Genomic DNA, 25536 nt, shown 5'->3' with positions numbered 1-25536 from the left:
AGCTGGCCAGTGGGTAAGTGTATAGAAAGGCTTTTCAGCTTTTCAACTGAAAGCTTCATCCTCGTACCCTATTGGCCATCTGCCTATAAATAGATTGCAGCTTTATAACGGATTTTAGACAGCTCGTATGACATTTTTTTGAAGCGATCCGTCACAATTTAACTCATGTACATCCCGCCGTTAACCGGGATTGTAGCCCCAGTCACGTATGCCGCACCGTCGGATGCCAGGAAAGTGACCACATTCGCGATCTCTTGAGCCTGGCCCAGACGACCCAGCGGAATCTGCGTCAGCAACGCTACACGCTGCGCTTCAGGCAATTCGCGGGTCATATCGGTATCGATGAACCCTGGGGCCACCGAGTTGACCGTAATCGACCGCGAGCCCACTTCACGCGCCAGTGCACGGCTGAAACCTTCCAGACCGGCCTTGGCGGCTGCGTAGTTTACTTGGCCTGCGTTGCCCATGGCACCCACAACAGAGCCAATATTGATAATTCGACCCCAACGAGCCTTGGTCATGCCACGCAAAACACCCTTGGACAGGCGAAACAGACTGTTCAGGTTGGTATCGACGACGTCATGCCACTCGTCGTCTTTCATGCGCATCATCAGGTTATCGCGGGTGATACCGGCATTGTTCACCAGAATAGCTGGTGCACCGAATTGCGCCGTGATTTCCGCCAGGACGGCAGCCACGGACTCATCGCTGGTCACGTTCAGTTCAAGACCGGTGCCCTGAACGCCGTGTTCCTTCAACGTCGCGGCAATACGCTCGGCGCCGGCGGCGGAGGTTGCGGTACCGATGACCACAGCGCCCATACGGCCCAGCTCCAGGGCGATCGCCTGGCCAATGCCACGGCTAGCGCCGGTGACCAGTGCAACTTTACCTTGCAGACTCATGCAGGCTTCTCCTAGGTTCGGAAATTAAAGGTCAGGCCAGGGCTGCGCGAGCAGCAGCGAAGGCATCCGGGGTATTGAGGTTGGAAGTCGACACGCCTTCGGCGCAACGCTTGTTCAGGCCAGCCAGGACTTTGCCCGGGCCGCACTCGACCAATTGAGTGGCGCCGTTGGCGGCCAGGGTCTGCACCGATTCAACCCAGCGAACCGGCTTGTACAGCTGTTCCAGCAGGTCGCGCTTGAGGGTTTCCAGGTCGGGAGCCACCGCAGCACTGACGTTCTGCACCAGCGGAATCTGCGGCGCCTGCCAGTTGATCGCAGCGATCGACTCGGCAAAACGTTCGGCAGCCGGACGCATCAGTTCGCAGTGGGACGGCACGCTGACCGGCAGCGGCAATGCACGCTTGGCGCCACGGGCCTTGCAGCCTTCGATGGCGCGCTCTACCGCAGCCTTGGCACCGGCGATCACCACCTGGCCAGGGGAGTTGAAGTTCACGGCGCTGACCACTTCGCCCTGGGCCGCTTCGGCGCAGGCGGCAATGACGTCAGCATCTTCCAGGCCGAGAATGGCAGCCATGCCGCCCTGCCCCGCCGGAACCGCTTCCTGCATCAACTGGCCACGACGCTCCACCAGCTTGACCGCTTCACCGAGGGTCAGGCTGCCAGCGGCCACCAGGGCGCTGTATTCGCCCAGGCTATGACCGGCAACGTAGGCCGGGCGCGCACCACCTTCAGCCAACCACAGGCGCCACAGGGCGATGGAGGCGGTCAGGATGGCCGGCTGGGTCTTGTCGGTTTGGTTGAGCAGCGCTTCCGGCCCTTGCTGGGTCAGTGCCCACAGGTCGTAACCCAAGGCATCGGAAGCTTCCTTGAAAGTTTCCAGGACCAGCGGATGTTCCGCGCCCAGCTCGGCCAACATGCCGAGGGACTGCGAACCCTGCCCTGGAAAGACGAATGCGAGGGATGTAGACATGTAACAAGCCCCTAATGATCTGGTCGTCGGAAATTGGCGCCCCACAGGTGGGAGCGCAAGAAACTGACAGATTGGATGGTCAATTGAACTGGCCGGTCACATTTAAGCATTTCCGGCCCGATTCGCCTAAGGCAACAGATCCTCAAGGCGGCCATGCAAGCGTTGCGGCAGGTTTTCCTGGATCTCGATCAAGGCGCGCTGGATGGCACTTTGAAAACCCTGCACCCCCGCCGAGCCGTGACTTTTCACCACGATGCCCTGCAATCCCAGGAAACTCGCGCCATTGTGCCGCGCCGGTGCCAGGTCTGCCTGCAGGCGCCGCATCAAGGGCAGCGCCAGTGCGCCCACCACACGTGAAGCAAGGTTGCGCTTGAACAAGGCCTCGATGCGCGCAGCAATCATCGTCGCCAGGCCTTCGCTGGACTTGAGCAGGATATTGCCGACAAACCCGTCGCACACCACCACGTCCGCTTCGCCCCGGTACAGACCGTCACCTTCGACAAACCCGATGTAGTTCAAGCCTCGCGCGCGTTGCAACAGCGTCGCCGCCAGCTTGACCTGCTGATTACCCTTGATGTCTTCGGTGCCGATATTCAGCAACGCCACCCGAGGCCGAGCCACGCCCAGGGCTTCGGCTGCCACCGAGCCCATCAACGCAAAGTGCAGCAGATGCTCGGCACTGCAATCGACGTTCGCCCCCAGGTCCAGCAACTGGCAATAGCCTCGCTGGGTCGGGATCGCCGCGACCATCGCCGGCCGGTCAATGCCCGGCAGGGTTTTCAGCACATGCCGGGACAACGCCATCAACGCCCCGGTATTGCCGGCACTGACACAGGCCTGGGCCTTGCCGTCACGCACCAGCTCCAGGGCCACCCGCATCGAAGAATCAGGTTTGCCGCGCAACGCCTGTGCAGGCTTTTCATCCATGGTGATGGTTTCGCTGGCCGGTGTAATAGTCAGGCGCGCGCGATCCACCGGCGGATGGCTGGCAATCAGTTCTTCAAGTAAGGAGGGTTGACCGACGAGGGTCAGGTGCAGCGAGGGCGTGGCATACAGGCAAGCAATGCAGGCCTGAACAATGCTGCGGGGACCGAAGTCCCCGCCCATTGCGTCAATCGCGATGACTTGAGCAGACAAGTGATTACTCGTCAGCGCCCTTGTCGATCACTTTACGGCCACGGTATACGCCTTCTGGCGATACGTGGTGACGCAGGTGAACTTCACCGGTGGTTTTTTCTACAGACAGAGTGCTCGCCGTCAGGGCGTCGTGGGAACGACGCATGTCACGGGCAGAGCGGGATTTTTTGTTCTGCTGAACAGCCATAATTGATTAACTCCTAAACGTTTGGGTCACGCTTTAACTGCGCCAATACACTGAACGGGTTGGACCGCGTTACCTCGTCCTCGCTCGGTTCGGGCTCATCGAGACCCGCCGGCTGCTGGCATTCTTCCGGATGATGAGCAGGCACAATGGGCAAGGCGAGCAAAAGCTCCTCCTCGATCAGTGACTGCAGATCCAAAGGATCTTCGCCCAGTTCCAGCACGTCATAACCTTTCGGCAACGACTGGGTATTCGCACCCTCTTTCACCACAGCATAACTGCATTCGCTGTGGATCGGCAGGGTGACCAGCTCAAGACAACGCTGGCAAACCATTTTGACTTCGGTGTCGATAAAGCTGTGGATTACCACAGACTTACGTTCATCTCGTTCAAAAACGAATTTAGCCTGCACCGTACCGACAGTGTCGGAAAGCGGGTCGCAGAGTCTCTCCAAATCGGCCAGCAGCACTTCACCTTGAAGGGTAGTGCCACGATCAGCCAATTTGCGCGGGTCAACGTGAGGTGGAATCGGGTCATTCAACATAGGCGCAGCATTATAGGGATGCACCCAGCCATGTCAAAGGAAATTCAGCCCTGTCCGTCACCGGGCCTCCCCGCTAGAATCCGCGACTGCCTTGAGGAGACGCCCATGCTGCCTTTATTACTCGCTTCCAGCTCGGTTTATCGCCGGGAATTGTTGAACCGCCTGCACTTGCCGTTCATCTGCAGCTCGCCGGATATCGACGAAAGCCACCGCCCGGACGAGTCCGCCGTGGCACTGGTAAAGCGCCTCGCCGAAGAAAAGGCCCGCGCCCTCGCTGCCAGTCATCCAGGGCACCTGATTATCGGCTCGGACCAGGTCGCCGCCCTCGACGGCCAGATCATCGGCAAGTCCCACACCTTCGAGAAGGCCCGCGAGCAACTGCTGGCGGCCAGTGGCAAGCGCGTCAGCTTCCTCACCGGCCTGGCCGTGCTGAACAGCACCACTGGCCACTGCCAGGTCGACTGCATCCCCTTTACCGTGCACATGCGCACCCTGGACGCCGCACGCATCGAGCGTTACCTGCGCATCGAGCAGCCCTACGACTGCGCTGGCAGCTTCAAGGCCGAAGGGTTGGGGGTGAGCCTGTTTCAAAGCACTGAAGGGCCGGACGCTACCAGCCTGGTCGGCCTGCCACTGATTCGACTGGTGGACATGCTGCTGGCCGAAGGCGTGCAGATTCCCTGAGAACACCCCAAACAAATGTGGGAGCTGGCTTGCCGTCGATGCAGACACCTCGGTACATCAGTTGCACCGAGGTGATGCTATCGCAGGCAAGCCAGCTCCCACACTTTGAGATCTCAGCGCAGGGTAGGCCCCTGGAAGCCCATCCACATCGCCAACTGCTCAGCCACACTGGCGCCGAGCTTCTTCGAGAAGCGGTCAAACGGCGATTCCTGAACAGTGAAGTCCACCAGTTCTTTCTCGCCGATCACATCCCGCGCCACCGAGCTGGCACTGCCCAGTCCGTCGATCAAGCCCAGTGGCAGTGCTTGCTCACCGGACCAGACCAGGCCGGAAAACAACTCCGGATGTTCTTTATCCTTGAGCCGGTCACCGCGCCCTTGCTTGACGCTGGCAATAAACTGCCGATGAGTGGTATCGAGCACGCCCTGCCAGAACTGGGTCTCATCAGGCTTTTGCGGCTGGAATGGATCCAGGAACGCCTTGTGCTCGCCAGACGTGTACGTACGCCGCTCAACCCCGAGCTTCTCCATGGTGCCGACAAAGCCGTAACCGGCCGCCGTCACACCAATGGAACCCACCAGGCTGGCCTTGTCGGCATAGATCTGGTCGGCAGCGCTGGCGATGTAATAGGCACCCGAGGCACCCAGATCGGAAATCACCGCATACAGCTTGATATCCGGGTGCAACGCGCGCAGGCGACGAATTTCGTCATACACATAACCCGACTGCACCGGACTGCCACCCGGACTGTTGATGCGCAGAATCACTGCCTTGACCTTCGAATCCTCGAAGGCGGCCCGCAGGCTGCTGACGATATTGTCGGCACTGGCAGACTCCTTGTCGGCAATCACTCCGCGCACTTCGATCAGCGCCGTGTAATTACCGCTTCGGGTGGCGCTCTTTTCCATGTCCATCAGCGGACTGAACAGCGCCAGCATGCCCAGCAGATAAATAAAGGTCAGGAGCTTGAAAAAGATCCCCCAACGCCGGGAGCGACGCTGCTCCTGGACACTGGCCAGCAGGGTCTTCTCCAGCAACTTCCAGCTTCTGTCATCGCCATTGTTATCGGCATTGGCCTTTTCAGGCGCCTTCCACTCATCGGTCATGCCATCCACCCCAGCAAAGACTTAATGGGCCCGGCTGAGCCAGGCCTGCAATTCAGAAAAACGGTCAATCGTCAGTCTCGGCTCGTACGCTTGCAACGCCTCGGCAGACTGGGCGCCGTAGCTGACCGCCACGGAATCCATGCCGGCATTGCGCGCCATCATCAGGTCGAACGACGCATCACCCACCATCAGCGCCTGCCGCGGTGACACACCACATTGAGCGAGGATCTGCTCGAGCATCAGAGGATGGGGTTTGCTGGCGGTTTCATCCGCCGCACGGGTGGCGTCGAAATAAGCTTCCCAGCCATGAGCCTTGAGCACCCGGTCCAGGCCGCGACGGGCCTTGCCAGTCGCCACTGCGAGGTGATAGCCATCGGCGCGGAACGCTTCCATGATCTCTGCCACCCCCTCAAACAGCGGCGAAGGCTGGGCATCGAGCGCCATGTAGTGATCGGCGTAGTGCTGACGAAAGGCTATCAGCTCGTCGTCGCCCATTTCCGGATACAGGGTACGGATCGCTTCCGGCAGGCCCAGGCCAATAATGCCCTTGACCGCCAGGTCGTCGCACAACGCATAGCCGGCCCGGGTCGACGCGGCGTGCATCGACTCGACAATCCGACCAATGGAGTTACACAGGGTGCCATCCCAATCAAAGATCAGCAGTTTGTAGTCAAGGTGCGACACTCAGGCGCTCCACGGTCTTGGCCCACATCTCATCGACAGGCGCCTGCAGCTTCAATTCGCCGCCATCCGGCAGCGGCACGGTCAGCATATAGGCGTGCAGGAACAGACGCTTGCCACCCAGGTCGCGGATTTCCTTGGAGAAATCCTCATCGCCGTATTTGGTATCGCCGGCGATGCAGTGACCTGCGTGCAGGGTGTGCACACGAATCTGATGGGTACGGCCGGTGACCGGCTTGGCCTCGACCATGGTGGCAAAGTCACCGAAGCGACGCAGCACCTTGAACAGGGTCAGCGCCTCCTTGCCCTCCTCGTCCACCTCGACCATGCGCTCGCCGGAACGCAGGTTGCTCTTCTGCAACGGCGCACGGACGCTCTTGATCGAGGTTGCCCAGTTGCCACGCACCAGGGCCATGTAGCGCTTGTCCACGCCATCACCGCGCAGGGCGGCATGCAGGTGACGCAACATGCTGCGCTTCTTGGCAATCATCAGCAGGCCGGAGGTGTCACGGTCCAGACGGTGGACCAGCTCCAACTCCTTGGCATCCGGGCGCAACTGACGAAAGGCTTCGATCACCCCGTAGTTCAGGCCGCTGCCGCCGTGGACGGCGATGCCGCAAGGCTTGTTGATCACGATCAGCGCCTTGTCTTCGAAGACAATCGACGCTTCTAGGCGCTGCAACAGGCCTTGAGCCAGAGGGACCGGTTCGTCCCGCTCAGGCACCCGCACCGGCGGCACACGGACGATGTCGCCCGCCTGCAGCTTGTACTCGGGCTTGATCCGGCCCTTGTTCACGCGCACTTCGCCTTTACGCAAAATGCGGTAAATCAAGGTCTTGGGCACGCCTTTGAGCCTGGCAAGAAGAAAGTTGTCGATGCGTTGGCCGGCATATTCCGGCGAGACCTCGAGCAGCTGGACGCTGGGGGTCTGGGGGGCGGTAGTCGTCATGGCGGCGATGATAACAATTTTTTATGGAATTGAAGCACTTAATCATTGCTGCTATAGTCGCGAACGCCGCCAAAAGCGGCCTGGACAGAGGACTAGCGGCAAACTGCCGGCCCTGACCATCGCAATTCATCAGGACGCGAGGCCGTCCTACGGGGCTTTCGCCACCTTGGAAGGCTCGAGATTGTAACAAGCGCAGGTGACATGAGGCCTGAAGCGAGTGCAAAAAGCAGAGTGATTACTCGCCTTTTGCGCCGATATTTACGGCCAGTTCACAAAGTGCAGTCAGTCTTGAACCAGACCACGGCGAATGCTTCGGAAACAACGCCTGTTACGAGCTGAGTGAGAGCACAGTCGCCCACACCCGGTCTTGTTTAGCCATGAGCGTGTTCTCCCCATTGGAGAACACGGTAAATGCCAACCCGCTGCGGATTCTGCGCGCGGCAGCACCCGAATTATCAGGGATACGTGTAGGGTGGAGATGCACAACCGTCGGACTGTGTAGCACTAGGCTTATATTTAGACGCTTCATCTCGTCCACAGACGCCGGTTGATTCCTCCTCCTGACTGAGTGCTTAAGTCACCACAGCAAGCAGGAAGCGTACGTCGCGATACCGCCCATTTTGGCGGGTATTGCTGGACACTGGAGTGGCCAACCACTCTTGACGCACCTGACACCGACCGTGAGAAGTCGTGTGTGCCGAACGCCGTTTCCGGCAGCCCGGAAACCGACGGTACAACATGAAAAGAATGCTGATTAACGCAACTCAACCCGAAGAGTTGCGTGTTGCACTGGTAGACGGCCAACGCCTCTACGACCTGGACATCGAGTCCGGTGCACGCGAGCAAAAGAAGGCCAACATCTATAAAGGCCGGATTACTCGTATCGAACCAAGCCTTGAGGCTGCCTTTGTCGATTTCGGCTCCGAGCGCCATGGCTTCCTGCCCCTCAAAGAAATCTCCCGCGAATACTTCAAGAAGGCCCCAGAAGGCCGCGTGAACATCAAGGACGTCCTGAGCGAAGGCCAGGAAGTCATCGTTCAGGTGGAAAAAGAAGAACGTGGCAACAAGGGCGCCGCCCTGACCACCTTCATCAGCCTGGCTGGCCGCTATCTGGTCCTGATGCCGAACAACCCGCGTGCCGGCGGTATCTCCCGTCGCATCGAAGGCGAAGAGCGCAACGAACTGCGTGAAGCGCTGAACGGCCTGATCGCTCCGGCCGACATGGGCCTGATCGTGCGCACTGCCGGCCTGGGCCGCAGCAGCGAAGAAATGCAGTGGGACCTCGACTACCTGCTGCAACTCTGGACCGCTATCAAAGAAGCGTCCCTGGATCGTTCCGCGCCATTCCTGATCTACCAGGAAAGCAACGTGATCATCCGCGCCATCCGCGACTACCTGCGCCAGGACATCGGCGAAGTGCTGATCGACAGCGTTGAAGCCCAGGACGAAGCCCTGACTTTCATCCGCCAGGTGATGCCGCAGTACGCCAGCAAGATCAAGCTCTACGAAGACAGCGTTCCGCTGTTCAACCGTTTCCAGATCGAAAGCCAGATCGAAACCGCTTTCCAGCGCGTAGTCGAACTGCCTTCCGGTGGCTCCATCGTGATCGACCCGACCGAAGCCCTGGTGTCCATCGACATCAACTCGGCGCGCGCCACCAAGGGTAGCGACATCGAAGAAACCGCCCTGCAGACCAACCTGGAAGCGGCTGAAGAAATCGCCCGCCAGCTGCGCCTGCGTGATATCGGCGGCCTGATCGTGATCGACTTCATCGACATGACCCCTGCCAAGAACCAGCGCGCCGTGGAAGAGAAAGTCCGCGAATGCCTGGAAGCTGACCGTGCCCGCGTACAGGTCGGCCGCATCTCGCGCTTCGGCCTGCTGGAAATGTCCCGTCAGCGCCTGCGTCCATCCCTGGGCGAAAGCAGCGGCATCGTTTGCCCGCGTTGCAACGGCACCGGCATCATCCGTGACGTTGAATCGCTGTCCCTGGCGATCCTGCGCCTGATCGAAGAAGAAGCCCTGAAAGACCGCACTGCCGAAGTGCGCGCCCAGGTGCCTATTCCGGTGGCTGCGTTCCTGCTCAACGAAAAACGCAACTCGATCACCAAGATCGAACTGCGCACCCGTGCCCGCATCGTCATCCTGCCGAACGATCACCTCGAGACGCCGCACTTCGAAGTGCAGCGCCTGCGTGATGACAGCCCGGAAGCCCACGTCAACCAGTCCAGCTACGAAATCGCTGCTGCCGCTGCCGAAGTGGAAGAAGTCCAGCCAGCCGCCGCGACCCGCACCCTGGTTCGCCAGGAAGCTGCCGTCAAGACCGCGCCAGCCCGTGCCAACGCACCGGTTCCGGTTGAAGCTGCCGCGCCGGTTGCCGCGCCTGCCGCCCTGCCAGAGCCAAGCCTGTTCAAGGGCCTGGTGAAGTCGCTGGTCAGCCTGTTCGCCACCAAGGAAGAGCCAGTGGCTCCAGTTGTGGTCGAGAAGCCTGCCGCTGAACGCCCTGCACGCAATGAAGAGCGTCGCAACGGTCGCCAGCAGAGCCGCAATCGCAACGGTCGCCGTGACGAAGAGCGCAAGCCTCGTGAAGAACGTGCGCCACGCGAAGAACGCGCCCCACGTGAAGAGCGCCAACCGCGCGAATCCCGTGAAGAAACGCCAACCGTAGCCCGTGAAGAGCGTGCACCACGGGAAGAACGTGCACCGCGCGCTCCACGCGCCCCGCGTGAAGACCGCAAGCCACGTGGCGAGCGTGAAGAACGCGTGCGTGAACTGCGCGAGCCGCTGGATGCCGCTCCAGCCGTAGCCGCTGCTGCTGCCACCGCTGCCACTGCTGAAGAGCGTCCAGCTCGTCAGCCCCGTGAAGAACGTGCGCCACGCCCTCCTCGTGAAGAGCGTCAACCACGTGCCGAACAAGCGGCTCCAGCCGGTGAAGAAGAAGAGCTGCTGTCCAACGAAGATCAGCAACAGGAAGACGGTCAGGACAACGCCGAAGGCGATCGTCCACGCCGCCGCTCCCGTGGCCAGCGTCGTCGCAGCAACCGTCGCGAGCGTCAACGTGATGCCAACGGCAATGAAATCGAAGGTTCGGAAGAGACCGGCGAAGCTACCGCGACTGGCGAACCGACTGGCGCCGAACTGGCTGCCGGCCTGGCCGTTACCGCTGCTGTTGCCAGCTCGGTCATCAGCGCACCTGCTGAAGCCCAGGCCAACGCGCAAGCTGAAGCCGCTACCGCTGCCATCCAGGAAAGCCCTGCTGTAGAGACGCCAGCCGTCGAAGCGCCCGTGGTTGAAGCAACGACTCCGGTCGAAGCTCCGGTTGTTCCTGAAGTAGAAGTCGCGCCGACTCGTCACGTTCGTGAAGTGCGTGAAGTTCGCGAGCCTCAGCCTGAAGCTGAAGTGGTTGCCGAGCCTGCCGCTGTTATTGAACAACAGCCAGTGGTTGAAGCCGCCGTTGAAGCACCGGTTGCCGAGCCAACCCCTGAAGTGCGTGAAGTTCGCGAAGAACAGACTGCCTTCCAGTGGACTGCCGAGCCAGCCCCAGCGGTTGAAGCGCCAGCACCTGCTCCAGTGGTCGAAGAAGCTCCGGCGCCAGTCGCTGAAGTGGTTGTCGCCGCTGAGCCTGTGGCCGTTGTCGCCGAGCCTGCTCCAGTGGTTGAAGCGCCAGTGGTTGCCGAAGTGGCAGCACCGGTGGTTGAAGCCGCTCCGGCCAGCGCCCTGACTGAAAACGGCCGTGCGCCGAACGACCCGCGTGAAGTGCGTCGCCGCCGCAAGGAAGCTGAAGCGGCTGCCGCTGCTGCCAAGGCCGCTGCCGAAGCCGCTCCAGCCGTCGCTGAAGTGGTCGAAGCAGCCCCTGCCCCGGTCACCGAAGCTGTGGTTGAGCACACTGCCCCCGCCATCGACGAGACCCCGCGTTCCGTTGAAGAAGTGGTAGAGCATCACCCAAAAGCCTTGGAAGCAGAGCACGAGCCTAAACCCCTCGTCTGATTCCATCGGCCACTAAAAAGCCCCGCCTGAGTGATCAGGCGGGGCTTTTTTATGCCTGCGCTGTCCGCTAGCGGTAGTTCAACAACGCCGGCACATCCACATCCCACAACACACCGGGATCATCGACAGCGACTTCCTGCACCGAAGCCATGGCAAACAACGGCTTTGCTCCACGATCTCCCGTGAGCGCCATCAAGGCAGGGCCGAATGAACGGCCAAACCCCACGGGATGCCCATACTGACCTGCATGCACCGGGACGCTGATACCGTCTTCCTCCAGGCCTGCCATCACTTGCTCGATACTTGCCGGCAGGATGAACGGCATATCCCCCAGCACCACCAGCCAACCGGCAGACGGACCACTGGCCGCCACTGCAGCCGCGATGCTGTCACCCATACCCGGCGAGCGTAAAAGCAGCACTTCGCATCCCTGCAGTTGCGCCAGCCGAATGACTTCGGTGCGATCCGGCGACGTCACCAGCCAGCGCTTGGTAACCGCCGCCGGCAAATTCACCAGCACCTGCTCAATCACTGGCCGCGTGATGCCATCCCGGCCCACGCAGGGCGCCAGCAACTTGTCCTGATCCGCCCCCGCTTCGGCCCGAAAACGACTGCCCTGCCCCGCTGCCAGGATGATCGCGGTGATGCCCGTCAACTGACGGCTGCCTGCAGCGGCTTTTTCTGCAACAGATCAATCCCGTTCTTGATGGCGACGATTTCCGCCATCAACGACAGGGCAATTTCCGCTGGCGTATGGCTGCCGATATGCAGGCCAATCGGCCCATGCAGCCGCGCAATGGCGTCCGCACTCAACCCCAACGCGGCGAGGTTTTCCCGGCGCTTCTGGCTGTTGACCCGCGAGCCCAGGGCACCAATGTAGAACGCCCGGGAATTGAGGGCCGTCAGCAGCGCCATGTCATCCAGACGCGGGTCATGGGTGAGCGCGACAATAGCGGTGCGTTCATCGGTCTGAATATTCAGTACGGCTTCATCGGGCATGCCCGGCACAAAGCGCCCGTGCTGTTCTTCCCAGCCGTACACAAACTCTTGGCGCGGGTCGCAGATCAACACTTCGAAATCCAGCAACCGAGCCATTTCCGCCACATAGCGTGACAGCTGGCCGGCGCCAATCAGCAGCAGGCGCCAGCGCGGACCATAAATCGCCCGCAAGCGCTCGCCGTCAAAGCTGACCACATCGGTCTTGCTCGCACCGCTCAACACCACTTCACCTGTGGCCAGGTCCAACTCACGAGCGACAATCTCGTGGGCCTCGCAGCGCGCCAGCAGTTCAGCGACCCAACCTGGATCACCCACCCGCTCTTCGGTCAGGCGCAAGGTACCGCCGCACGGCAGACCAAAACGCGCCGCTTCGTCCCGGGTGACGCCATACGTCACAAGCTGCACCGGCGGCCCGTCTTCAGGCAACCGGCCATCCTGCAAACGGGCGATCAAGTCGTCCTCGATACAGCCGCCAGACACCGAGCCAATTACCACGCCGTCGCCGCGCAAGGCCAGCATGGCCCCCGGCGGACGCGGCGCACTGCCCCAGGTCTGGACCACGCTGTACAGCACCACCCGCTGCCCGGCGCGGCGCCATTCCAGCACGCTGCGCAACACATTCAGATCAACACTGTCCATCAGGCCTTCGCCTCCTGCCAAACACGTAGCTGGTTTTGATAAACAGCATCTATGAGTTGATAAAAAAATATCGGTAGTCAGCCAAGTTAACTCAGCGGCAATAAAAAAGCCCCGCTATGCAGGGCTTGGTGCGTCAAAAAACCCGCTTAGTTCAATAGCGGTTGGGCTCCATCTCCAGCACAACCTTGAAGCGCTTTTCGATGTCCTGCTGGATACGAAGCGCGAGCCCCGCAATCTCCTGGCCGGTGGCCGCGCCATAGTTCACCAGCACCAGCGCCTGCAAGCGATGCACACCGGCATCGCCATCACGAAAGCCTTTCCAGCCCGCCTTGTCGATCAGCCAGCCGGCGGCCAGTTTCATCTGCCCGTCAGCCTGGGGGTAAGCCACCAGGTCCGGGTATTGCAGCTGCAACTCGGCGGCCAGCGCCTGGGACACCAGCGGGTTCTTGAAGAAACTGCCGGCATTGCCGAGCACCGCCGGGTCGGGCAGCTTCTCGCTACGAATGCTGCAAATCGCTCGGCTGACATCGCTGGGAGTGGCCTGCACGATGCCTTGCTCAGTCAGGCGCTGTTGCACCGGCCCGTATTCAAGCTTCAGGTGCACGGCGCGACTCAGGGCAAAACGCACCCGCAGGATCAGCCAGCGCCCTACCTCATGTTTGAACAGGCTGTCACGGTAGGCAAAGTCGCATTCAGCCAGGCTGAAATCCCGCAGCTCACCGGTCTGGCGGTCGAGGGCGGTCAAGCCGCTGAATACGTCCTTGATCTCCACACCGTAGGCGCCGATGTTCTGCATCGGTGCGGCGCCGACCGTGCCAGGGATCAGGCTGAGATTTTCCAGGCCGGAAAAGCCCTGGGCCAAGGTCCACAGCACAAACGGATGCCAGGCTTCACCCGCTTCGGCTTCCACCACGACGTGCACGCCATCATCATGCAATACCCGAATGCCCTGGCTGGCCATGCGCAGCACCAGCGCGTCGATATCCTGGGTCAGCAGCAAATTGCTGCCGCCGCCAATCACCAGCAACGGCAATTGTTGCCCGGCGGCATAGGCCAAGGCCTCACGCACGTCAGCGTCGTTGCGGGCCTCGGCAAACAGCCGGGCTCGCACGTCGATGCCAAAGCTGTTGAACGGTTTGAGCGATACCTGTGCCTGCACCTGCAACGTCATAACCGGCCCTTCAATTCAATCACCAACAGGTCACAGGCGCGCTCGATCAGGTCGAGCACGGTTTCAAAGCCCTGGTCGCCTTCGTAGTAAGGGTCTGGCACTTCATCCACCACCGAGTCATAACGGCGCAGGAACAAGTCCAGGTCCGCCTTGCCTTGAGCCGGCTGCATGGCCTTGAGGTTGCGCAGGTTGCTCTGGTCCATGGCGAGGATCAGGTCGTAACGGGAAAAGTCGGCACGGGACACCTGCTGCGCACGCTGGGCCGACAAGTCGTAACCCCGCTGCAGCGCTGCCCGCTGGCTGCGCTTGTCCGGTGGATTGCCAACGTGCCATTCACCGGTGCCGGCGGAGGCCACCTCAACCCGATCAGCCAGGCCGGCTTCACGTAGCTTGTGGCGCAACACACCTTCTGCCGTCGGGGAACGGCAGATATTGCCCAGGCAGACGAACAGAACCTGCATCAGGCCCCCAGCAGGCGACGGACGCGCTCGAGGTCTTCAGGGGTATCGACACCCGCCGGTGGCGCTTCCAGGGCATCGCCCACATGAATGCGCACGCCGTGCCACAAGGCACGCAGTTGTTCCAGGGATTCAGTGTTTTCCAGCCAGCACGGGCCCCAACTGACGAAGTCATGGAGGAACCCGGCGCGGTAGGCGTAGATACCGATGTGGCGGCGATAAGGCACGCCCGCCGGCAGCACGTCCGGCTGCTTGGCAAACGCATCCCGCGCCCACGGCAAGGTGGAGCGGCTGAAGGTCAGCGCCAGGCCATTGATGTCGCTGACCACTTTCACCACGTTGGGGTTGAACAGGGTCTCGATATCTTCAATCGGCTCGGCCAGGGTGGCCATGCGGGCTTCGCCATGGGCCGCCAGGTTGGCCGCCACCTGGTCGATCACGCTGGGCGGAATCAACGGCTCGTCGCCTTGTACGTTGACCACGATGGCGTCCGCCGCCAGCCCCAGCTGGGTGGCCACTTCGGCCAGGCGGTCGGTGCCGGAATTGTGGTCTTCACGGGTCAGCACCGCTTCGGCGCCAAAGCCGTTGCAGGCCTCGATGATGCGCGGATCATCGGTGGCCACCACCACCCGTTCGGCGCTGCTTTTGCAAGCCTGTTCCCACACCAGCTGGATCATCGGCTTGTTGCCGATCAGCTGCAGCGGTTTGCCGGGCAGACGGGTGGAGGCGTAGCGGGACGGGATGACGACGGTGAAGGCAGTGGTCATTTATCCAGGCGCTCGTCGGTGGTCAGGGTGCGGGCTTCGCTTTCGAGCATTACCGGAATGCCGTCACGGATCGGGTACGCCAGGCCGGCGCCCTTGCTGATCAGCTCGGTTTTGTCGGCGCTGAGCTTGAGCGGACCTTTGCAGATCGGGCAAGCGAGGATATCGAGCAGTTTGGTGTCCATGAGTATGTCCTGGAGAGCAGCGTTTTAAGGCAAAAGGCGAGCGGGCAGCAAGCGCATCAACTGCGTGTCGAACCAGGCGGTAAACGCCGGTGACGGTGCCGCGTCCACCGCAAGGTACCACCAGTCGGGCCTGGCAAAGGCGCGGCACTTCACCGCGTCCTTTTCAGTCATGACCAACGGCAGTGCCGGTGTGAAATTCAAGACCTCGGCGCTGTAGGGCGCGTGGTCGGCAAAAGCATGGGGTATTGGGCGCCAGTGTAGCGTCTCGAGGGTATTGAAGAAACGTTGCGGGTTGCCGATGCCGGCCACCGCATGCACCTGCTGACCTACCGGGAAGTGGTCGACAGGTTGGCGCTCGCCGGTGTGCAGGTTGACCAGCGCGGTGGGCAGCAGGCGGAAGGCAAAGCCATCCTCGCGGTCTGAACCGGCACCGTTATAAAGCAGCGCATCGACGCTTTGCAAACGCTCGACCGGCTCGCGCAACGGGCCCGCCGGCAAACAGCGACGGTTGCCGAGCCCACGGGCGGCATCAATCAATACCAGTTCCAGGTCACGGGCCAGGCGGTAATGTTGCAGGCCGTCGTCGGAGAGAATCAGGTCCAGGGTTTCGCTGGCCAGCAACGCCTTGACGGCGCGACTGCGGTCCGGATCGATCATCAGGGGTACGCCGCTGCGTTGCACGATCAGCAGAGGTTCATCCCCCGCCACCGCTGCGGTGTGACTGGCATCGACGCGCCAAGGAAACGCCGGCGGCTTGGCACCATAACCGCGGCTGACCACACCGACGCGCAAACCGCTGCGCTGGCAATGGTCGATCAGCCAAAGAATCAAGGGGGTCTTGCCGGTACCACCGACGGTGATGTTACCGACGACCACGACCGGCACTGGCGACTGGTAGATCTCGCCCTCGCCCGCCAGGAACCGCGCGCGCTTGCGCTGCACCACCCGGCGATAGAGGGACTCCAGCGGCTGCAACAACGCAAGCGCCGGATGGCCTTCGTACCAGGCCTTGAGCAAACGATCAGTCATGGCCATCAGGGTTGGCTCGCCGCCTCGACCGTGGTCATGCGCAAATGGCTGAAGCCGAGCTTGCCGGCAGCGTCCATCGCAGTGATCACGGCCTGGTGCTTGGTGTTGCCATCGGCGCTGATGGACAGTGGCAAGTTAGTGTCGCCACCGGACTCCTTCTGCAGTGCTTCCATCAGGCTGGCCAGGTCGTTTTTCTCCAGCAACTGGTTATTCACCGAGAACACGCCATCGGCGCTGATGGCGATGTCCAGTTGCTTGGCCTGCTGGTCTTGCGCCGGAGAGCCGCTGACGGCTTCCGGCAGGTCGACCCGCAGTTGGGTTTCCCGGGTAAAGGTGGTGGTGACGACAAAAAACAGCAGCAGGATAAACACCACGTCAATCAACGAAGCCAGGTTGATATCGACGTTTTCCCGTTGCTTGCGGCGAAATTTCACGCTTTGCCCTCAACCAGGTCCACGTCACGGTCGCCCTGCACCACTTCCACCAGCTTGATGGCTTCCTGCTCCATGCCCACCACCAGCTCGTCGATGCGCCGTTGCAGGAAGCGGTGGAAGAACACCGAAGGAATACCGACCATCAGGCCCGCCGCCGTGGTGATCAAGGCCTTGGAAATACCACCAGCCAGTACTGCGGCGTTGGTGGTCATGCCCGAGCCCATGAAGGAGCTGAAGATATCGATCATGCCCAGCACCGTACCGAGCAGGCCGAGCAACGGCGCCATGGCGGCGATGGTGCCCAGCGCATTGATGTAGCGCTCCAGCTCATGGATGACCCGGGCGGCGGCCTCTTCGATGCATTCCTTCATGATCTCGCGACCATGCTTGGAGTTGGCGAGGCCGGCGGCGAGGATTTCACCCAGGGGCGAGTTGGCGCGCAGTTCCTTGAGCTTTGCCTTGTCGAGCTGCTTGTTCTTGATCCAGCCCCAGACCTGGCCCAGCAGGTGGTCAGGTGTTACACGGCTGGCACGCAGGGTCCACAGGCGTTCGGCGATGATGCCGAGTGCGGCGATGGAACTCAAAATGATCGGCAACATCATCCAGCCGCCGGATTTGACCAATTCCCACACAGTGAATGTCCCCTCGAAAAAGTGCGCCACTTTACCATAAGGGTCCGGCGGAAGGGCTGACCGGCCCCAGAGCATCCTGTCGCAGGGACCAGTCTTTGGTAACGCTGTTTTGCGGCGGGGGCTCGCGCCAGAAACGCCGCTGGCTGCGCGCGGCCAGCGGCGGCTGGAAGCTACCCAGTTGCAGGCGAAGTGCGCCTTGCTCGGCGCTATCGTAAATCAGGCTGCCTACGGCCTGGTATCGCTCCAGTACGTGGGGATGGGGATGGCCGAAGGCATTGCTGCGGCCACGGGAAATCAACACTGCCTTGGGTGCAAGGCGCTGGAGAAACGGCCATGACGACGAGCTGCGGCTGCCATGGTGCGGCGCCTGCAACCAATCGACAGGAGCCCCCAGGGGTGTGGCCAGCAATGCCCGCTCGGCTTCACGGTCAATATCACCTGTCAGCAGCAACCGTTCGCCATTGGCCTGCACCAGCAACACACAGGACATCTGATTACCGTCCGTCGCATCAGGCCATTGCCACAGCTCGAAGGTCACGCCATCCCAATCCCACCGCTCGCCACTGACGCAGGCTTGAGTACCGAGTGCCGCCGGCAGCCGTTCGGTCTCGCCGCCCACCACGCGCTTGACCGGCAACCCGTGGGCAACCGCCAACGCACCACCGGCATGATCGGCATCGGCATGACTGAGCAGCATCATGTCCAGCCCCGCGACACCCAGTTTGCGCAACGCAGGCAATACCACGCGCGTGCCAAGGTCGAACTCACCGGAGCGCGGCCCGGCGTCATAGAGCAGAACGTGGTTACGGGTACGCAGGATGATCGCCAACCCTTGGCCGACATCCAGTTGCACCACCTCAGCCCGCCCGTGAGGGATCGACTCCCGAGGCGGAAACACCGCCAGCAGCAACATCGGCCAGCCCAGCAGCCGAAACGGCACGCCCTTGGGCAGCAATAACAGCACCGCCCCCAGCAGGCTCACCAGCCAATAGCCCATGGGCACTTGCGCCGGTATCCAGGCCGGCACGTACTGCGCCAGCAACGCCAAGGCCTTGAACAGCCAGTCCAGTGTGCCGCCCGCCAGCCATAACAAACCTTCACCTATATAAGGCAGCGGCAATAACACCGTACCCAGCAAGGCCAGAGGCAGCACCAGCAGGCTGATCCACGGCACCGCGAACAGGTTGGCGAGCGGCCCGCTCAGGCTGATGGGCAGGCCGAGCACCAGCAGCAGCGGAAACAGGCCGATGGCAATCAACCACTGGGCCCGGGTCCAGGCCTGCCAGGCACGCCAGGGGCCCAGTCGGCCACTGAACGCCAGAATCAGCACCGCCACCGCCGCAAAGGACAGCCAGAACCCCGGTTGCAGGCTGGCCAAGGGCTCGAGGATCAGCACCGCGTTCAACGCCAGCAACAGCGGCCACCAGCTCCCCAAGTGACGAAACCGCAGACGCCATAGCAAGACCAGTCCCACCATCACGCAGGCCCGCTGCACCGGCACTTCGAAACCGGCCAGCAAGCCATAGCCCAGCGCCGCAGCAAACCCCAGGCCGCAGGCCCAAGGCAGCCACGGCAAGGGTTTCGGCCAACACCCGAAGCGCGCCAGGCCGGCGACCAGGCCATAGATCAACCCTGCCAGCAGCCCAATGTGCTGCCCGGAAATCACCAATAAATGCACGGTGCCGGTGTCTTGCAGAACCCGCCAATCCTCGGCGGCCAGCCCGGAACCGTCCCCGAGCACCAGCGCCGCCAGGCCCGCCGCTCGCCCTTGGGCATCCACTGCCAACAGCCGCTGGCGAATCCCGTCGCGCCAGGCATGCCGCGCAGGCGCCAGCTTCTGGCCATCCTTGACCGAACCCGTGGCGCCAATCCGCTGGGCCAGCAGCCAGGCTTCATAGTCAAACCCCTCGGCATTCAGCAAACCGGAGGGACGCTTGAGGGTCACGGCCAACCGCCAGCGCTCACCGCTCTGAACCGCTGGCCCGCCACGCCAGGACACACGGATGCGCTTCGCAAGCAGGTCCTTGCGTGACCGGCTGTCGGTCAGTTCAAAGCGAACACCGTCGCTTGTCTGCTGCGGCAACCCGCTGACACGCCCCTCCACCCAGCGGGTCTGGCCATCCAGACGCGGTGCCAACCGGTCATCCAGCGCCCACTGCGCACTCAGGCACGCCCAGGCCAGCCCGAGCAGGAAAAACGCCAGCGGATAGGTGCGAAAAGGCAGCAGCGTCAGGGCCAACACCGGCATCAGCAGCAGCCAGCCGCTGGATGGCAACGCCGGTAAAAAACGCAGGGCGAGCAGCCCCAGCGCGAGTGCGAACATCCCTGTTCTCATGGATCGTTCCTTGAAAGCGACCCATTGAGTCTTAGCCGGGCTACCGAAGCGGCCTATTATTATTTGTCACAAAGTCTGAATTTACCGTTCTTGGAATGCGGGCATACTTGCCCCTCGAACTGACCTGGACCCCTTATGCCACGGCGCTTATTCAAACGGTACATGCCCGATCCGACCAGCATCCGGGAACACAAATCCTTACGCTTTCTCGGCAAGTTGCTGCATGACCCGAACCTCTGGCACCTCAATCGCCACTCGGTTGCCCGGGCGATGGCCGTTGGTCTGTTCGCGGCATTCATCCCCATTCCCTTGCAGATGCTGCTGGCGGCGATCCTCGCCATCAGCGTGCGCGGCAACATGCCGATTGCCGTGAGCCTGGTGTGGCTGACCAACCCGATCACCATGCCGCCGGTGTTCTTCTGCACCTACATGACCGGCGCCTGGCTGATGAACGTGCCCCCCCGCAGCATGCCCGACGAGTTGACCTGGGAATGGATCAGCGGGCAGTTGTCGACGTTGTGGCAACCCTTCCTGCTGGGCTCGGTGGTACTGGGGCTGGTGATGGCAGCGCTGGGGTATTGCCTGACCATGGGCTACTGGCGCTGGTGGGTGGCCCGTCAGTGGAAGAAACGCAAACAGCGCAGGTTGTAACCGTTAGCGGGCCAGCAAGCGCATGTGCACGCGCAAACCCTGGCCGGTATTCTCCGCCCACAAGCTGCCGTCCTGACGCTGCACAGCGTTGCGCGCAATGCTCAAGCCCAGGCCAAAGCCGCCGTCGCCGGGCCGTGAACCGTCCAGCCGGGTGAATGGCGCGAAGATTCGCTCCAGCTCCACCTCATCGATCCCGCCGCCCTGGTCTTCCAGCCAAAGGTGCCAGTACTCCCCCTCCCGTTCCCCGCCTAACTGCACATTCCCGTGTTGCGGTGAGTGCCGGATGGCATTGCGCAGGATGTTTTCCAACGCCTGGGCCAGCAGGTTCAGATGCCCGCGCACCCAGCAGTCGACCCCCAGTTCGCACTGCAAACGTGAAGCCGGCCAGCCACTTTCAAAACAGGCGTTTTCCCGCAGCATGTCCCACAGCGCCTGCACCTGGATGTCTTCCTTGGGCAGCGGCGCGCGTTCCGTGTCGAGCCAGGCCAACTGCAGGGTGTCTTCCACCAGGCGCTGCATGCCGTCGATTTCCCTTCCCAGGCGCTCGCGCAGTTGGGTCAGGTCCTGCTCGCTGTCGCAGGCGACGCGCAAACGGCTCAGCGGTGTGCGCAGCTCATGGGACAAATCCCGCAGCAGTTGCTGTTGCAGGGCTACGGTGCCTTGCAGGCGTTCCGACATCTGGTCAAACGCGCGACCCAACTCCCCCAGTTCATCCTGGCGGCTGGTGGTATCGCGGGAAAGCCGGGTGCTCAATTGATCGGCACGCCAGGCGTTGGCCTGCTCCCGCAGGTGGTTGAGGGGCATGATCAACAGCCGGTAAAGGCCGATGCAGAGCAACAGGGTGAACAGGCCGGGAATCACGCCATTGGTGACGATCCGCCAGAACAGCTGGTTTTGCCCAGGCATGAAACGCCGTGGCAATTCGATCACCAGTGAACCGGCCCCTGGGTCGAGCGGGAACGGGATTTTCAACCACGGCAAGCCCTTGGCATGCCGGCTGACGGGCCAGTCCAGGCCACGCAGGAAGGTCAGGCGCTGGCTTTCCTTGTCCGTCAGCGGGTAGCTGCTCAAGGATTGCAGGTCGTTACCGATAACACCCACCCACGTGCGCTCGCGCTGGCCCAGGGTGTGCAGCCATTCGTCCACACCAGCGTTGCCGCCCTTGTTCCAGGCCAGCTCCGCACCGGCTGCATAACCGCTCAAGGTGGCGCGAGCCTCGTTGGACAGAAAGGCATTCTGCTCTTCCATGTACCGGCCCCAGGACCAACTGAGCCAGATCATCAGCAAACAGAAAGCGATCAGCAGGCACGCCAGTTTCCAGAATAACGAATGCTTGCCCGGCAGCCGCTTGAGGGCGGCCTTAAAGCCCGTCATCGTGACCGCTCAACACATAGCCCTTGCCCCACACCGTGCGCACTTCCCGCTCGCTGTAGCCGATGGCCTTGAGCTTGCGACGAATCTGGCTGATGTGCATGTCCAGGCTGCGGTCATGGGGCGCGTAGCCGCGCTGAAAGACATGTTGATAAAGGAAGGCTTTGCTGAGGACTTCTTCGCCGTTGCGGTGCAGGGTTTCCAGCAGGCGATACTCGCTGCGGGTCAGGCCGGCCCAATGCTCCCGGTGAAACACATCACACTGCTCATCATCGAAACGCAGGCTACGGGCATCGTCGCGCACCGCCGCCAGGGCCGGCAAAGGCCGCCGATCCAGGGCGACCCGGCGCAGGATTGCCTCGATGCGCACCCGCAACTCGACCATGCTGAACGGCTTGGGCAGGTAATCGTCCGCCCCCAGGCGAAAGCCGCTGATGCGGTCGGCTTCAGCCCCCAGGGCCGACATCAGGATCACCGGGATCGAATGGCTCTGGCGCAGATGCGTGAGCACCGACAAGCCGTCCATGCCCGGCAACAGAATGTCCATCAACACCACGTCGAAGCGTTGATCACGGGCCATTTGCAGGCCCTGCTGGCCGTTCTGGCACCAGGTCACCTCGAAGCCACAGCGGCCCAATTGCTCATGGACATAGGCGCCAAGCACAGGATCGTCTTCAATCGCCAGGATACTGGGTAAGCCGGGTGCTACAGGATTCATTAGCGTCTGCAAGTCATTCTCAATGACTGATTATTCAAGATTGCCCCCCTATGAGCAACCGCCGCCGGGCGTCCAGGGGACCAAGGTTTGCCTCAGGTCTTTAATTTTGCAAGATTCCACGCCGCGCAAATGGCTACACTGCGCAGGTGGCGCGGGCCGGATGCCTGCGTGGAATTCGACAACAGTGTGGTAACAGGAGAGTGGCGTGCTTACGAAAATGGGAATAAAAGGCCGCGTACTGTTGCTGACCTTATTGCCTACCAGCCTGATGGCGTTGCTGCTGGGCGGCTATTTCACCTGGATGCAGCTGTCGGAATTGCAGTCGCAGTTGCTGCAACGGGGCGAGATGATCGCCGAGCAGCTCGCACCTTTGGTCGCGCCGGCACTGGGCACCAAAAACACCGACCTGCTGGAACGCATCGCCACCCAGTCCCTGGAGCAAACCGACGTACGCGCCGTGTCCTTCCTGGGGCCTGACCGCACGCCCCTGGCCCACGCCGGCCCGACCATGCTCAACCAGCCGCCCATCGGCAACAGTTCGCACCTGTTGCAGCGCACCGGCAATGACGCCACCCGCTATCTGCTGCCAGTATTCGGCCGCCATCGCAACCTCGCCGGCGAACTGATCCCGGACGAATCTGATCGCCTGCTGGGCTGGGTCGAGCTGGAACTGTCCCACAACGGCATGTTGCTGCGGGGCTACCGCAGCCTGTTCGCCAGCCTGCTGCTGATCGCCATCGGCCTGATTTGCACCGCGGCCCTCGCCTTGCGCATCAGCCGCACGATCAACTCACCGATCGGTTTGATCAAACAGGCCGTCGCGCAGCTCAAGGACGGCAACCTGGAAACCCGCTTGCCACCCCTGGGCAGCCAGGAACTGGATCACTTGGCCTCGGGCATCAACCGCATGGCCGAGACCCTGCAAAACGCCCAGGAAGAATTGCAACACAGCATCGACCAGGCCACCGAAGATGTGCGGCAAAACCTCGAAACCATCGAGATCCAGAACATCGAGTTGGACCTGGCCCGCAAGGAAGCCCTGGAAGCCAGCCGCATCAAGTCGGAGTTTCTGGCCAACATGAGCCATGAGATCCGCACGCCGTTGAATGGCATCCTTGGTTTCACCCATTTGTTGCAGAAAAGCGAACTGTCACCGCGCCAGCTGGATTACCTGGGCACCATCGAAAAGTCCGCCGACAACCTGCTGGGCATCATCAACGAAATCCTCGACTTCTCGAAAATCGAGGCCGGCAAGCTGGTGCTCGACAGCATCCCGTTCAACCTGCGGGACTTGCTGCAAGACACCCTGACCATTCTCGCCCCGGCCGCCCACGCCAAACAGCTGGAGCTGGTGAGCCTGGTCTACCGCGACACGCCGCTCGCCTTGGTGGGTGACCCGCTGCGGCTCAAGCAGATCCTCACGAACCTGGTGAGCAACGCGATCAAGTTCACCCGCGAAGGCACCATCGTTGCCCGCGCCATGATTGAAGACGAACAGGAAGACAGCGTGCAACTGCGCATCAGTGTGCAGGACACCGGCATCGGCCTGTCGAACCAGGATGTGCGGGCGCTGTTCCAGGCCTTCAGCCAGGCGGACAACTCGCTGTCCCGCCAACCCGGTGGCACCGGCCTGGGCCTGGTGATTTCCAAGCGACTGATCGAACAGATGGGCGGTGAAATTGGCGTCGACAGCACGCCGGGAGAAGGCTCGGAATTCTGGATCAGCCTGAACCTGCCAAAAACCCGTGACGATATCGAAGACCTGCCCTCCGCGCCGCTGCTGGGCCGGCGCGTGGCCGTGCTGGAAAACCACGAGCTGGCGCGCCAGGCCCTGCAACATCAGTTGGAAGACTGCGGCCTGGAAGTTACGCCATTCAACAGCCTGGAAAGCCTGACCAATGGCATTACCAGCGCCCACCAGACCGAACAGGCCATTGACCTGGCGGTACTGGGCATCACCGCCAACGACATCCCACCGGAGCGTTTGAACCAACACCTGTGGGACCTCGAACATCTGGGCTGCAAGGTACTGGTGCTGTGCCCGACCACCGAACAGCTGCTGTTCAACCAGTCGGTGCCCAACCCCAACAGCCAGTTGCAGGCCAAACCCGCCTGCACCCGCAAACTGCGCCGTGCCCTGGCCGACCTGATCAGCCCGCGCCCGCTGCGCAGCGAACCCGGCGAGCCACTGTCCAGCCGCGCGCCGAGGGTGCTGTGTGTCGACGACAACCCGGCCAACCTGCTGCTGGTGCAAACCCTGCTGGAAGATATGGGCGCCAAGGTCCAGGCGGTGGAAAGCGGTTACTCGGCGATCGAAGCGGTAAAGCAGGAAGCCTTCGACCTGGTGCTGATGGACGTGCAGATGCCCGGCATGGACGGTCGCCAGAGCACCGAGGCGATCCGCACGTGGGAAAGCGAACGCCATGGCACGCCGCTGCCCATCGTCGCGCTGACGGCCCATGCGATGGCCAACGAAAAACGCGCCCTGCTGCAAAGCGGCATGGATGACTACCTGACCAAGCCCATCAGTGAACGGCAACTGGCCCAGGTGGTGTTGAAATGGACCGGGCTGGCCCTGCGCAACCAAGGCCCGGAACGCGGCACCGAAAGTTTCGGCCACGCCGCGCAATTGCCGGTGCTGGACCATGAAGAAGGTTTGCGCCTGGCGGCCGGCAAGGCCGATCTGGCGGCGGACATGCTGGCGATGTTACTGGCTTCCCTTGAGGCCGACCGTGAAGCGATTCGCGTCGCCCGGGACGCCAACGACCGCAACGCCCTGATCGAGCGGGTGCACCGCTTGCACGGCGCCACCCGCTATTGCGGCGTGCCACAACTGCGCGCGGCCTGCCAACGGGCCGAGACCCTGCTCAAACAGGACGACGCCAAGGCCATGCCGGCCCTGGATGAACTGGACATGGCGATTGCCCGGCTGGCCAGCGAGGCGCGGGTCAGCGCGTAAACTTTCGGGGCAATGTGGTGAGGGCGCTTGCTGTGGCGAGGAGCTTG

The 25536-nt window shown here is 61.9% G+C and carries 24 protein-coding genes; 4 read left to right on the top strand and 20 right to left on the bottom strand.

What is annotated here, in order from left to right; translation table 11 throughout:
* Nucleotides 1-158: 158 nt before the first annotated feature.
* From fabG to LIY45_RS16680, 5 genes are all read right to left on the bottom strand, one after another.
* Nucleotides 159-902, bottom strand: coding sequence for a 3-oxoacyl-ACP reductase FabG (gene fabG / locus LIY45_RS16700; RefSeq protein WP_226476954.1), 744 nt, complete (start codon nt 900-902; stop codon nt 159-161).
* Between the two features lie 31 nt (nt 903-933).
* Nucleotides 934-1872, bottom strand: coding sequence for an ACP S-malonyltransferase (gene fabD / locus LIY45_RS16695; RefSeq protein ID WP_026077775.1), 939 nt, complete (start codon nt 1870-1872; stop codon nt 934-936).
* Nucleotides 1873-1998: 126 nt separating this feature from the next.
* Nucleotides 1999-3009 carry a phosphate acyltransferase PlsX gene (gene plsX / locus LIY45_RS16690; RefSeq protein WP_226476953.1) on the bottom strand — a complete coding sequence of 337 codons (1011 nt, stop codon included), beginning with the start codon at nt 3007-3009 and terminating at the stop codon, nt 1999-2001.
* Nucleotides 3010-3013: 4 nt separating this feature from the next.
* A complete protein-coding gene (rpmF, locus tag LIY45_RS16685) occupies nt 3014-3196 on the bottom strand; it encodes a 50S ribosomal protein L32 (RefSeq protein ID WP_004371305.1) in 183 nt (60 codons plus the stop codon).
* Between the two features lie 13 nt (nt 3197-3209).
* Nucleotides 3210-3737: a YceD family protein gene (locus tag LIY45_RS16680; protein WP_017475815.1), complete on the bottom strand. Its 528-nt coding sequence runs from the start codon at nt 3735-3737 to the stop codon at nt 3210-3212.
* A gap of 105 nt (nt 3738-3842) precedes the next feature.
* Between LIY45_RS16680 and LIY45_RS16675 the strand changes: the two genes are divergently transcribed.
* Nucleotides 3843-4421: a nucleoside triphosphate pyrophosphatase gene (locus tag LIY45_RS16675; RefSeq protein WP_226476952.1), complete on the top strand. Its 579-nt coding sequence runs from the start codon at nt 3843-3845 to the stop codon at nt 4419-4421.
* Between the two features lie 113 nt (nt 4422-4534).
* Here the strand turns inward: LIY45_RS16675 and LIY45_RS16670 are convergent, their stop codons facing one another.
* Genes LIY45_RS16670 through rluC form a run of 3 tightly spaced genes read right to left on the bottom strand, consistent with a single transcriptional unit; the run spans nt 4535 to nt 7157 of the window.
* A complete protein-coding gene (locus LIY45_RS16670) occupies nt 4535-5527 on the bottom strand; it encodes a S49 family peptidase (protein ID WP_226476951.1) in 993 nt (330 codons plus the stop codon).
* A 21-nt stretch (nt 5528-5548) separates the two neighbouring features.
* Nucleotides 5549-6211: an HAD-IA family hydrolase gene (locus tag LIY45_RS16665; RefSeq protein ID WP_226476950.1), complete on the bottom strand. Its 663-nt coding sequence runs from the start codon at nt 6209-6211 to the stop codon at nt 5549-5551.
* Complete coding sequence (gene rluC, locus LIY45_RS16660; RefSeq protein WP_004371325.1) at nt 6198-7157, bottom strand: 23S rRNA pseudouridine(955/2504/2580) synthase RluC; 960 nt, start codon at nt 7155-7157, stop codon at nt 6198-6200. The genes LIY45_RS16665 and rluC overlap by 14 nt, the downstream gene beginning before the upstream one ends.
* A 738-nt stretch (nt 7158-7895) precedes the next feature.
* Between rluC and rne the strand changes: the two genes are divergently transcribed.
* The gene (rne, locus tag LIY45_RS16655; protein ID WP_226476949.1) at nt 7896-11144 is read left to right on the top strand and encodes a ribonuclease E; all 3249 of its coding nucleotides are present in this window, start codon (nt 7896-7898) and stop codon (nt 11142-11144) included.
* A gap of 67 nt (nt 11145-11211) precedes the next feature.
* Here the strand turns inward: rne and LIY45_RS16650 are convergent, their stop codons facing one another.
* From LIY45_RS16650 to LIY45_RS16605, 10 genes are all read right to left on the bottom strand, one after another.
* Entirely contained in the window at nt 11212-11799 is a 588-nt protein-coding gene (locus LIY45_RS16650) for a nucleotidyltransferase family protein (protein WP_226476948.1), read from the bottom strand.
* On the bottom strand, nt 11796-12782 hold the full coding sequence (locus LIY45_RS16645) for an XdhC family protein (protein ID WP_226476947.1): 987 nt from the start codon (nt 12780-12782) through the stop codon (nt 11796-11798). Before LIY45_RS16645 ends, LIY45_RS16650 begins: the two co-directional genes overlap by 4 nt.
* 151 nt (nt 12783-12933) lie before the next feature.
* The gene (gene murB, locus LIY45_RS16640; RefSeq protein ID WP_226476946.1) at nt 12934-13953 is read right to left on the bottom strand and encodes a UDP-N-acetylmuramate dehydrogenase; all 1020 of its coding nucleotides are present in this window, start codon (nt 13951-13953) and stop codon (nt 12934-12936) included.
* Nucleotides 13950-14414 carry a low molecular weight protein-tyrosine-phosphatase gene (locus tag LIY45_RS16635; RefSeq protein WP_017475823.1) on the bottom strand — a complete coding sequence of 155 codons (465 nt, stop codon included), beginning with the start codon at nt 14412-14414 and terminating at the stop codon, nt 13950-13952. Before LIY45_RS16635 ends, murB begins: the two co-directional genes overlap by 4 nt.
* The gene (gene kdsB / locus LIY45_RS16630) at nt 14414-15178 is read right to left on the bottom strand and encodes a 3-deoxy-manno-octulosonate cytidylyltransferase (RefSeq protein WP_226476945.1); all 765 of its coding nucleotides are present in this window, start codon (nt 15176-15178) and stop codon (nt 14414-14416) included. The genes LIY45_RS16635 and kdsB overlap by 1 nt, the downstream gene beginning before the upstream one ends.
* Complete coding sequence (locus LIY45_RS16625; RefSeq protein ID WP_003174668.1) at nt 15175-15360, bottom strand: Trm112 family protein; 186 nt, start codon at nt 15358-15360, stop codon at nt 15175-15177. The genes kdsB and LIY45_RS16625 overlap by 4 nt, the downstream gene beginning before the upstream one ends.
* 24 nt (nt 15361-15384) lie before the next feature.
* Nucleotides 15385-16395 (bottom strand): tetraacyldisaccharide 4'-kinase, encoded by a 1011-nt coding sequence (gene lpxK / locus LIY45_RS16620; protein ID WP_226476944.1) that lies wholly within the window; start codon nt 16393-16395, stop codon nt 15385-15387.
* Nucleotides 16395-16823 carry a biopolymer transporter ExbD gene (locus tag LIY45_RS16615; RefSeq protein WP_017475826.1) on the bottom strand — a complete coding sequence of 143 codons (429 nt, stop codon included), beginning with the start codon at nt 16821-16823 and terminating at the stop codon, nt 16395-16397. Before LIY45_RS16615 ends, lpxK begins: the two co-directional genes overlap by 1 nt.
* Nucleotides 16820-17455, bottom strand: coding sequence for a MotA/TolQ/ExbB proton channel family protein (locus tag LIY45_RS16610; RefSeq protein WP_063033914.1), 636 nt, complete (start codon nt 17453-17455; stop codon nt 16820-16822). Before LIY45_RS16610 ends, LIY45_RS16615 begins: the two co-directional genes overlap by 4 nt.
* Nucleotides 17456-17486: 31 nt before the next feature.
* On the bottom strand, nt 17487-19778 hold the full coding sequence (locus tag LIY45_RS16605; RefSeq protein WP_226477025.1) for a DNA internalization-related competence protein ComEC/Rec2: 2292 nt from the start codon (nt 19776-19778) through the stop codon (nt 17487-17489).
* A 147-nt stretch (nt 19779-19925) separates the two neighbouring features.
* On the opposite strand from LIY45_RS16605, the gene LIY45_RS16600 reads away from it, so the two are divergent.
* A complete protein-coding gene (locus tag LIY45_RS16600) occupies nt 19926-20441 on the top strand; it encodes a DUF2062 domain-containing protein (RefSeq protein WP_017475829.1) in 516 nt (171 codons plus the stop codon).
* 3 nt (nt 20442-20444) lie between these two features.
* Here the strand turns inward: LIY45_RS16600 and LIY45_RS16595 are convergent, their stop codons facing one another.
* Together LIY45_RS16595 and LIY45_RS16590 are read right to left on the bottom strand one after the other, a co-directional pair.
* A complete protein-coding gene (locus tag LIY45_RS16595; RefSeq protein WP_226476943.1) occupies nt 20445-21815 on the bottom strand; it encodes a sensor histidine kinase in 1371 nt (456 codons plus the stop codon).
* Nucleotides 21802-22530 (bottom strand): response regulator transcription factor, encoded by a 729-nt coding sequence (locus tag LIY45_RS16590; RefSeq protein ID WP_226476942.1) that lies wholly within the window; start codon nt 22528-22530, stop codon nt 21802-21804. Before LIY45_RS16590 ends, LIY45_RS16595 begins: the two co-directional genes overlap by 14 nt.
* A 205-nt stretch (nt 22531-22735) precedes the next feature.
* Here LIY45_RS16590 and LIY45_RS16585 point away from each other — a divergent pair, with 205 nt between their 5' ends.
* Complete coding sequence (locus LIY45_RS16585) at nt 22736-25489, top strand: response regulator (RefSeq protein ID WP_226476941.1); 2754 nt, start codon at nt 22736-22738, stop codon at nt 25487-25489.
* Nucleotides 25490-25536: the final 47 nt, after the last annotated feature.

It is taken from the genome of Pseudomonas sp. MWU16-30323, assembly GCF_020515595.1.
GTDB classification, from domain to species: Bacteria; Pseudomonadota; Gammaproteobacteria; order Pseudomonadales; family Pseudomonadaceae; genus Aquipseudomonas; species Aquipseudomonas yamanorum.
Note: the sequence above shows the minus strand (reverse complement) of the source record. Positions and strands in the feature narration are given on the sequence as shown.

Excerpts from the sequence above, each read along its gene's own strand:
- LIY45_RS16600 (WP_017475829.1), top strand. The coding sequence starts at position 19,926 with ATGCCACGGCGCTTATTCAAACGGTACATGCCCGATCCGACCAGCATC.
- LIY45_RS16680 (WP_017475815.1), bottom strand. The coding sequence starts at position 3,737 with ATGTTGAATGACCCGATTCCACCTCACGTTGACCCGCGCAAATTGGCT.
- rluC (WP_004371325.1), bottom strand. The coding sequence starts at position 7,157 with ATGACGACTACCGCCCCCCAGACCCCCAGCGTCCAGCTGCTCGAGGTC.
- fabG (WP_226476954.1), bottom strand. The coding sequence starts at position 902 with ATGAGTCTGCAAGGTAAAGTTGCACTGGTCACCGGCGCTAGCCGTGGC.
- rpmF (WP_004371305.1), bottom strand. The coding sequence starts at position 3,196 with ATGGCTGTTCAGCAGAACAAAAAATCCCGCTCTGCCCGTGACATGCGT.
- LIY45_RS16605 (WP_226477025.1), bottom strand. The coding sequence starts at position 19,778 with ATGTTCGCACTCGCGCTGGGGCTGCTCGCCCTGCGTTTTTTACCGGCG.
- LIY45_RS16635 (WP_017475823.1), bottom strand. The coding sequence starts at position 14,414 with ATGCAGGTTCTGTTCGTCTGCCTGGGCAATATCTGCCGTTCCCCGACG.
- rne (WP_226476949.1), top strand. The coding sequence starts at position 7,896 with ATGAAAAGAATGCTGATTAACGCAACTCAACCCGAAGAGTTGCGTGTT.
- LIY45_RS16590 (WP_226476942.1), bottom strand. The coding sequence starts at position 22,530 with ATGAATCCTGTAGCACCCGGCTTACCCAGTATCCTGGCGATTGAAGAC.
- LIY45_RS16645 (WP_226476947.1), bottom strand. The coding sequence starts at position 12,782 with ATGGACAGTGTTGATCTGAATGTGTTGCGCAGCGTGCTGGAATGGCGC.
- lpxK (WP_226476944.1), bottom strand. The coding sequence starts at position 16,395 with ATGGCCATGACTGATCGTTTGCTCAAGGCCTGGTACGAAGGCCATCCG.
- kdsB (WP_226476945.1), bottom strand. The coding sequence starts at position 15,178 with ATGACCACTGCCTTCACCGTCGTCATCCCGTCCCGCTACGCCTCCACC.
- LIY45_RS16675 (WP_226476952.1), top strand. The coding sequence starts at position 3,843 with ATGCTGCCTTTATTACTCGCTTCCAGCTCGGTTTATCGCCGGGAATTG.
- LIY45_RS16670 (WP_226476951.1), bottom strand. The coding sequence starts at position 5,527 with ATGACCGATGAGTGGAAGGCGCCTGAAAAGGCCAATGCCGATAACAAT.
- LIY45_RS16625 (WP_003174668.1), bottom strand. The coding sequence starts at position 15,360 with ATGGACACCAAACTGCTCGATATCCTCGCTTGCCCGATCTGCAAAGGT.
- LIY45_RS16595 (WP_226476943.1), bottom strand. The coding sequence starts at position 21,815 with ATGACGGGCTTTAAGGCCGCCCTCAAGCGGCTGCCGGGCAAGCATTCG.
- murB (WP_226476946.1), bottom strand. The coding sequence starts at position 13,953 with ATGACGTTGCAGGTGCAGGCACAGGTATCGCTCAAACCGTTCAACAGC.
- fabD (WP_026077775.1), bottom strand. The coding sequence starts at position 1,872 with ATGTCTACATCCCTCGCATTCGTCTTTCCAGGGCAGGGTTCGCAGTCC.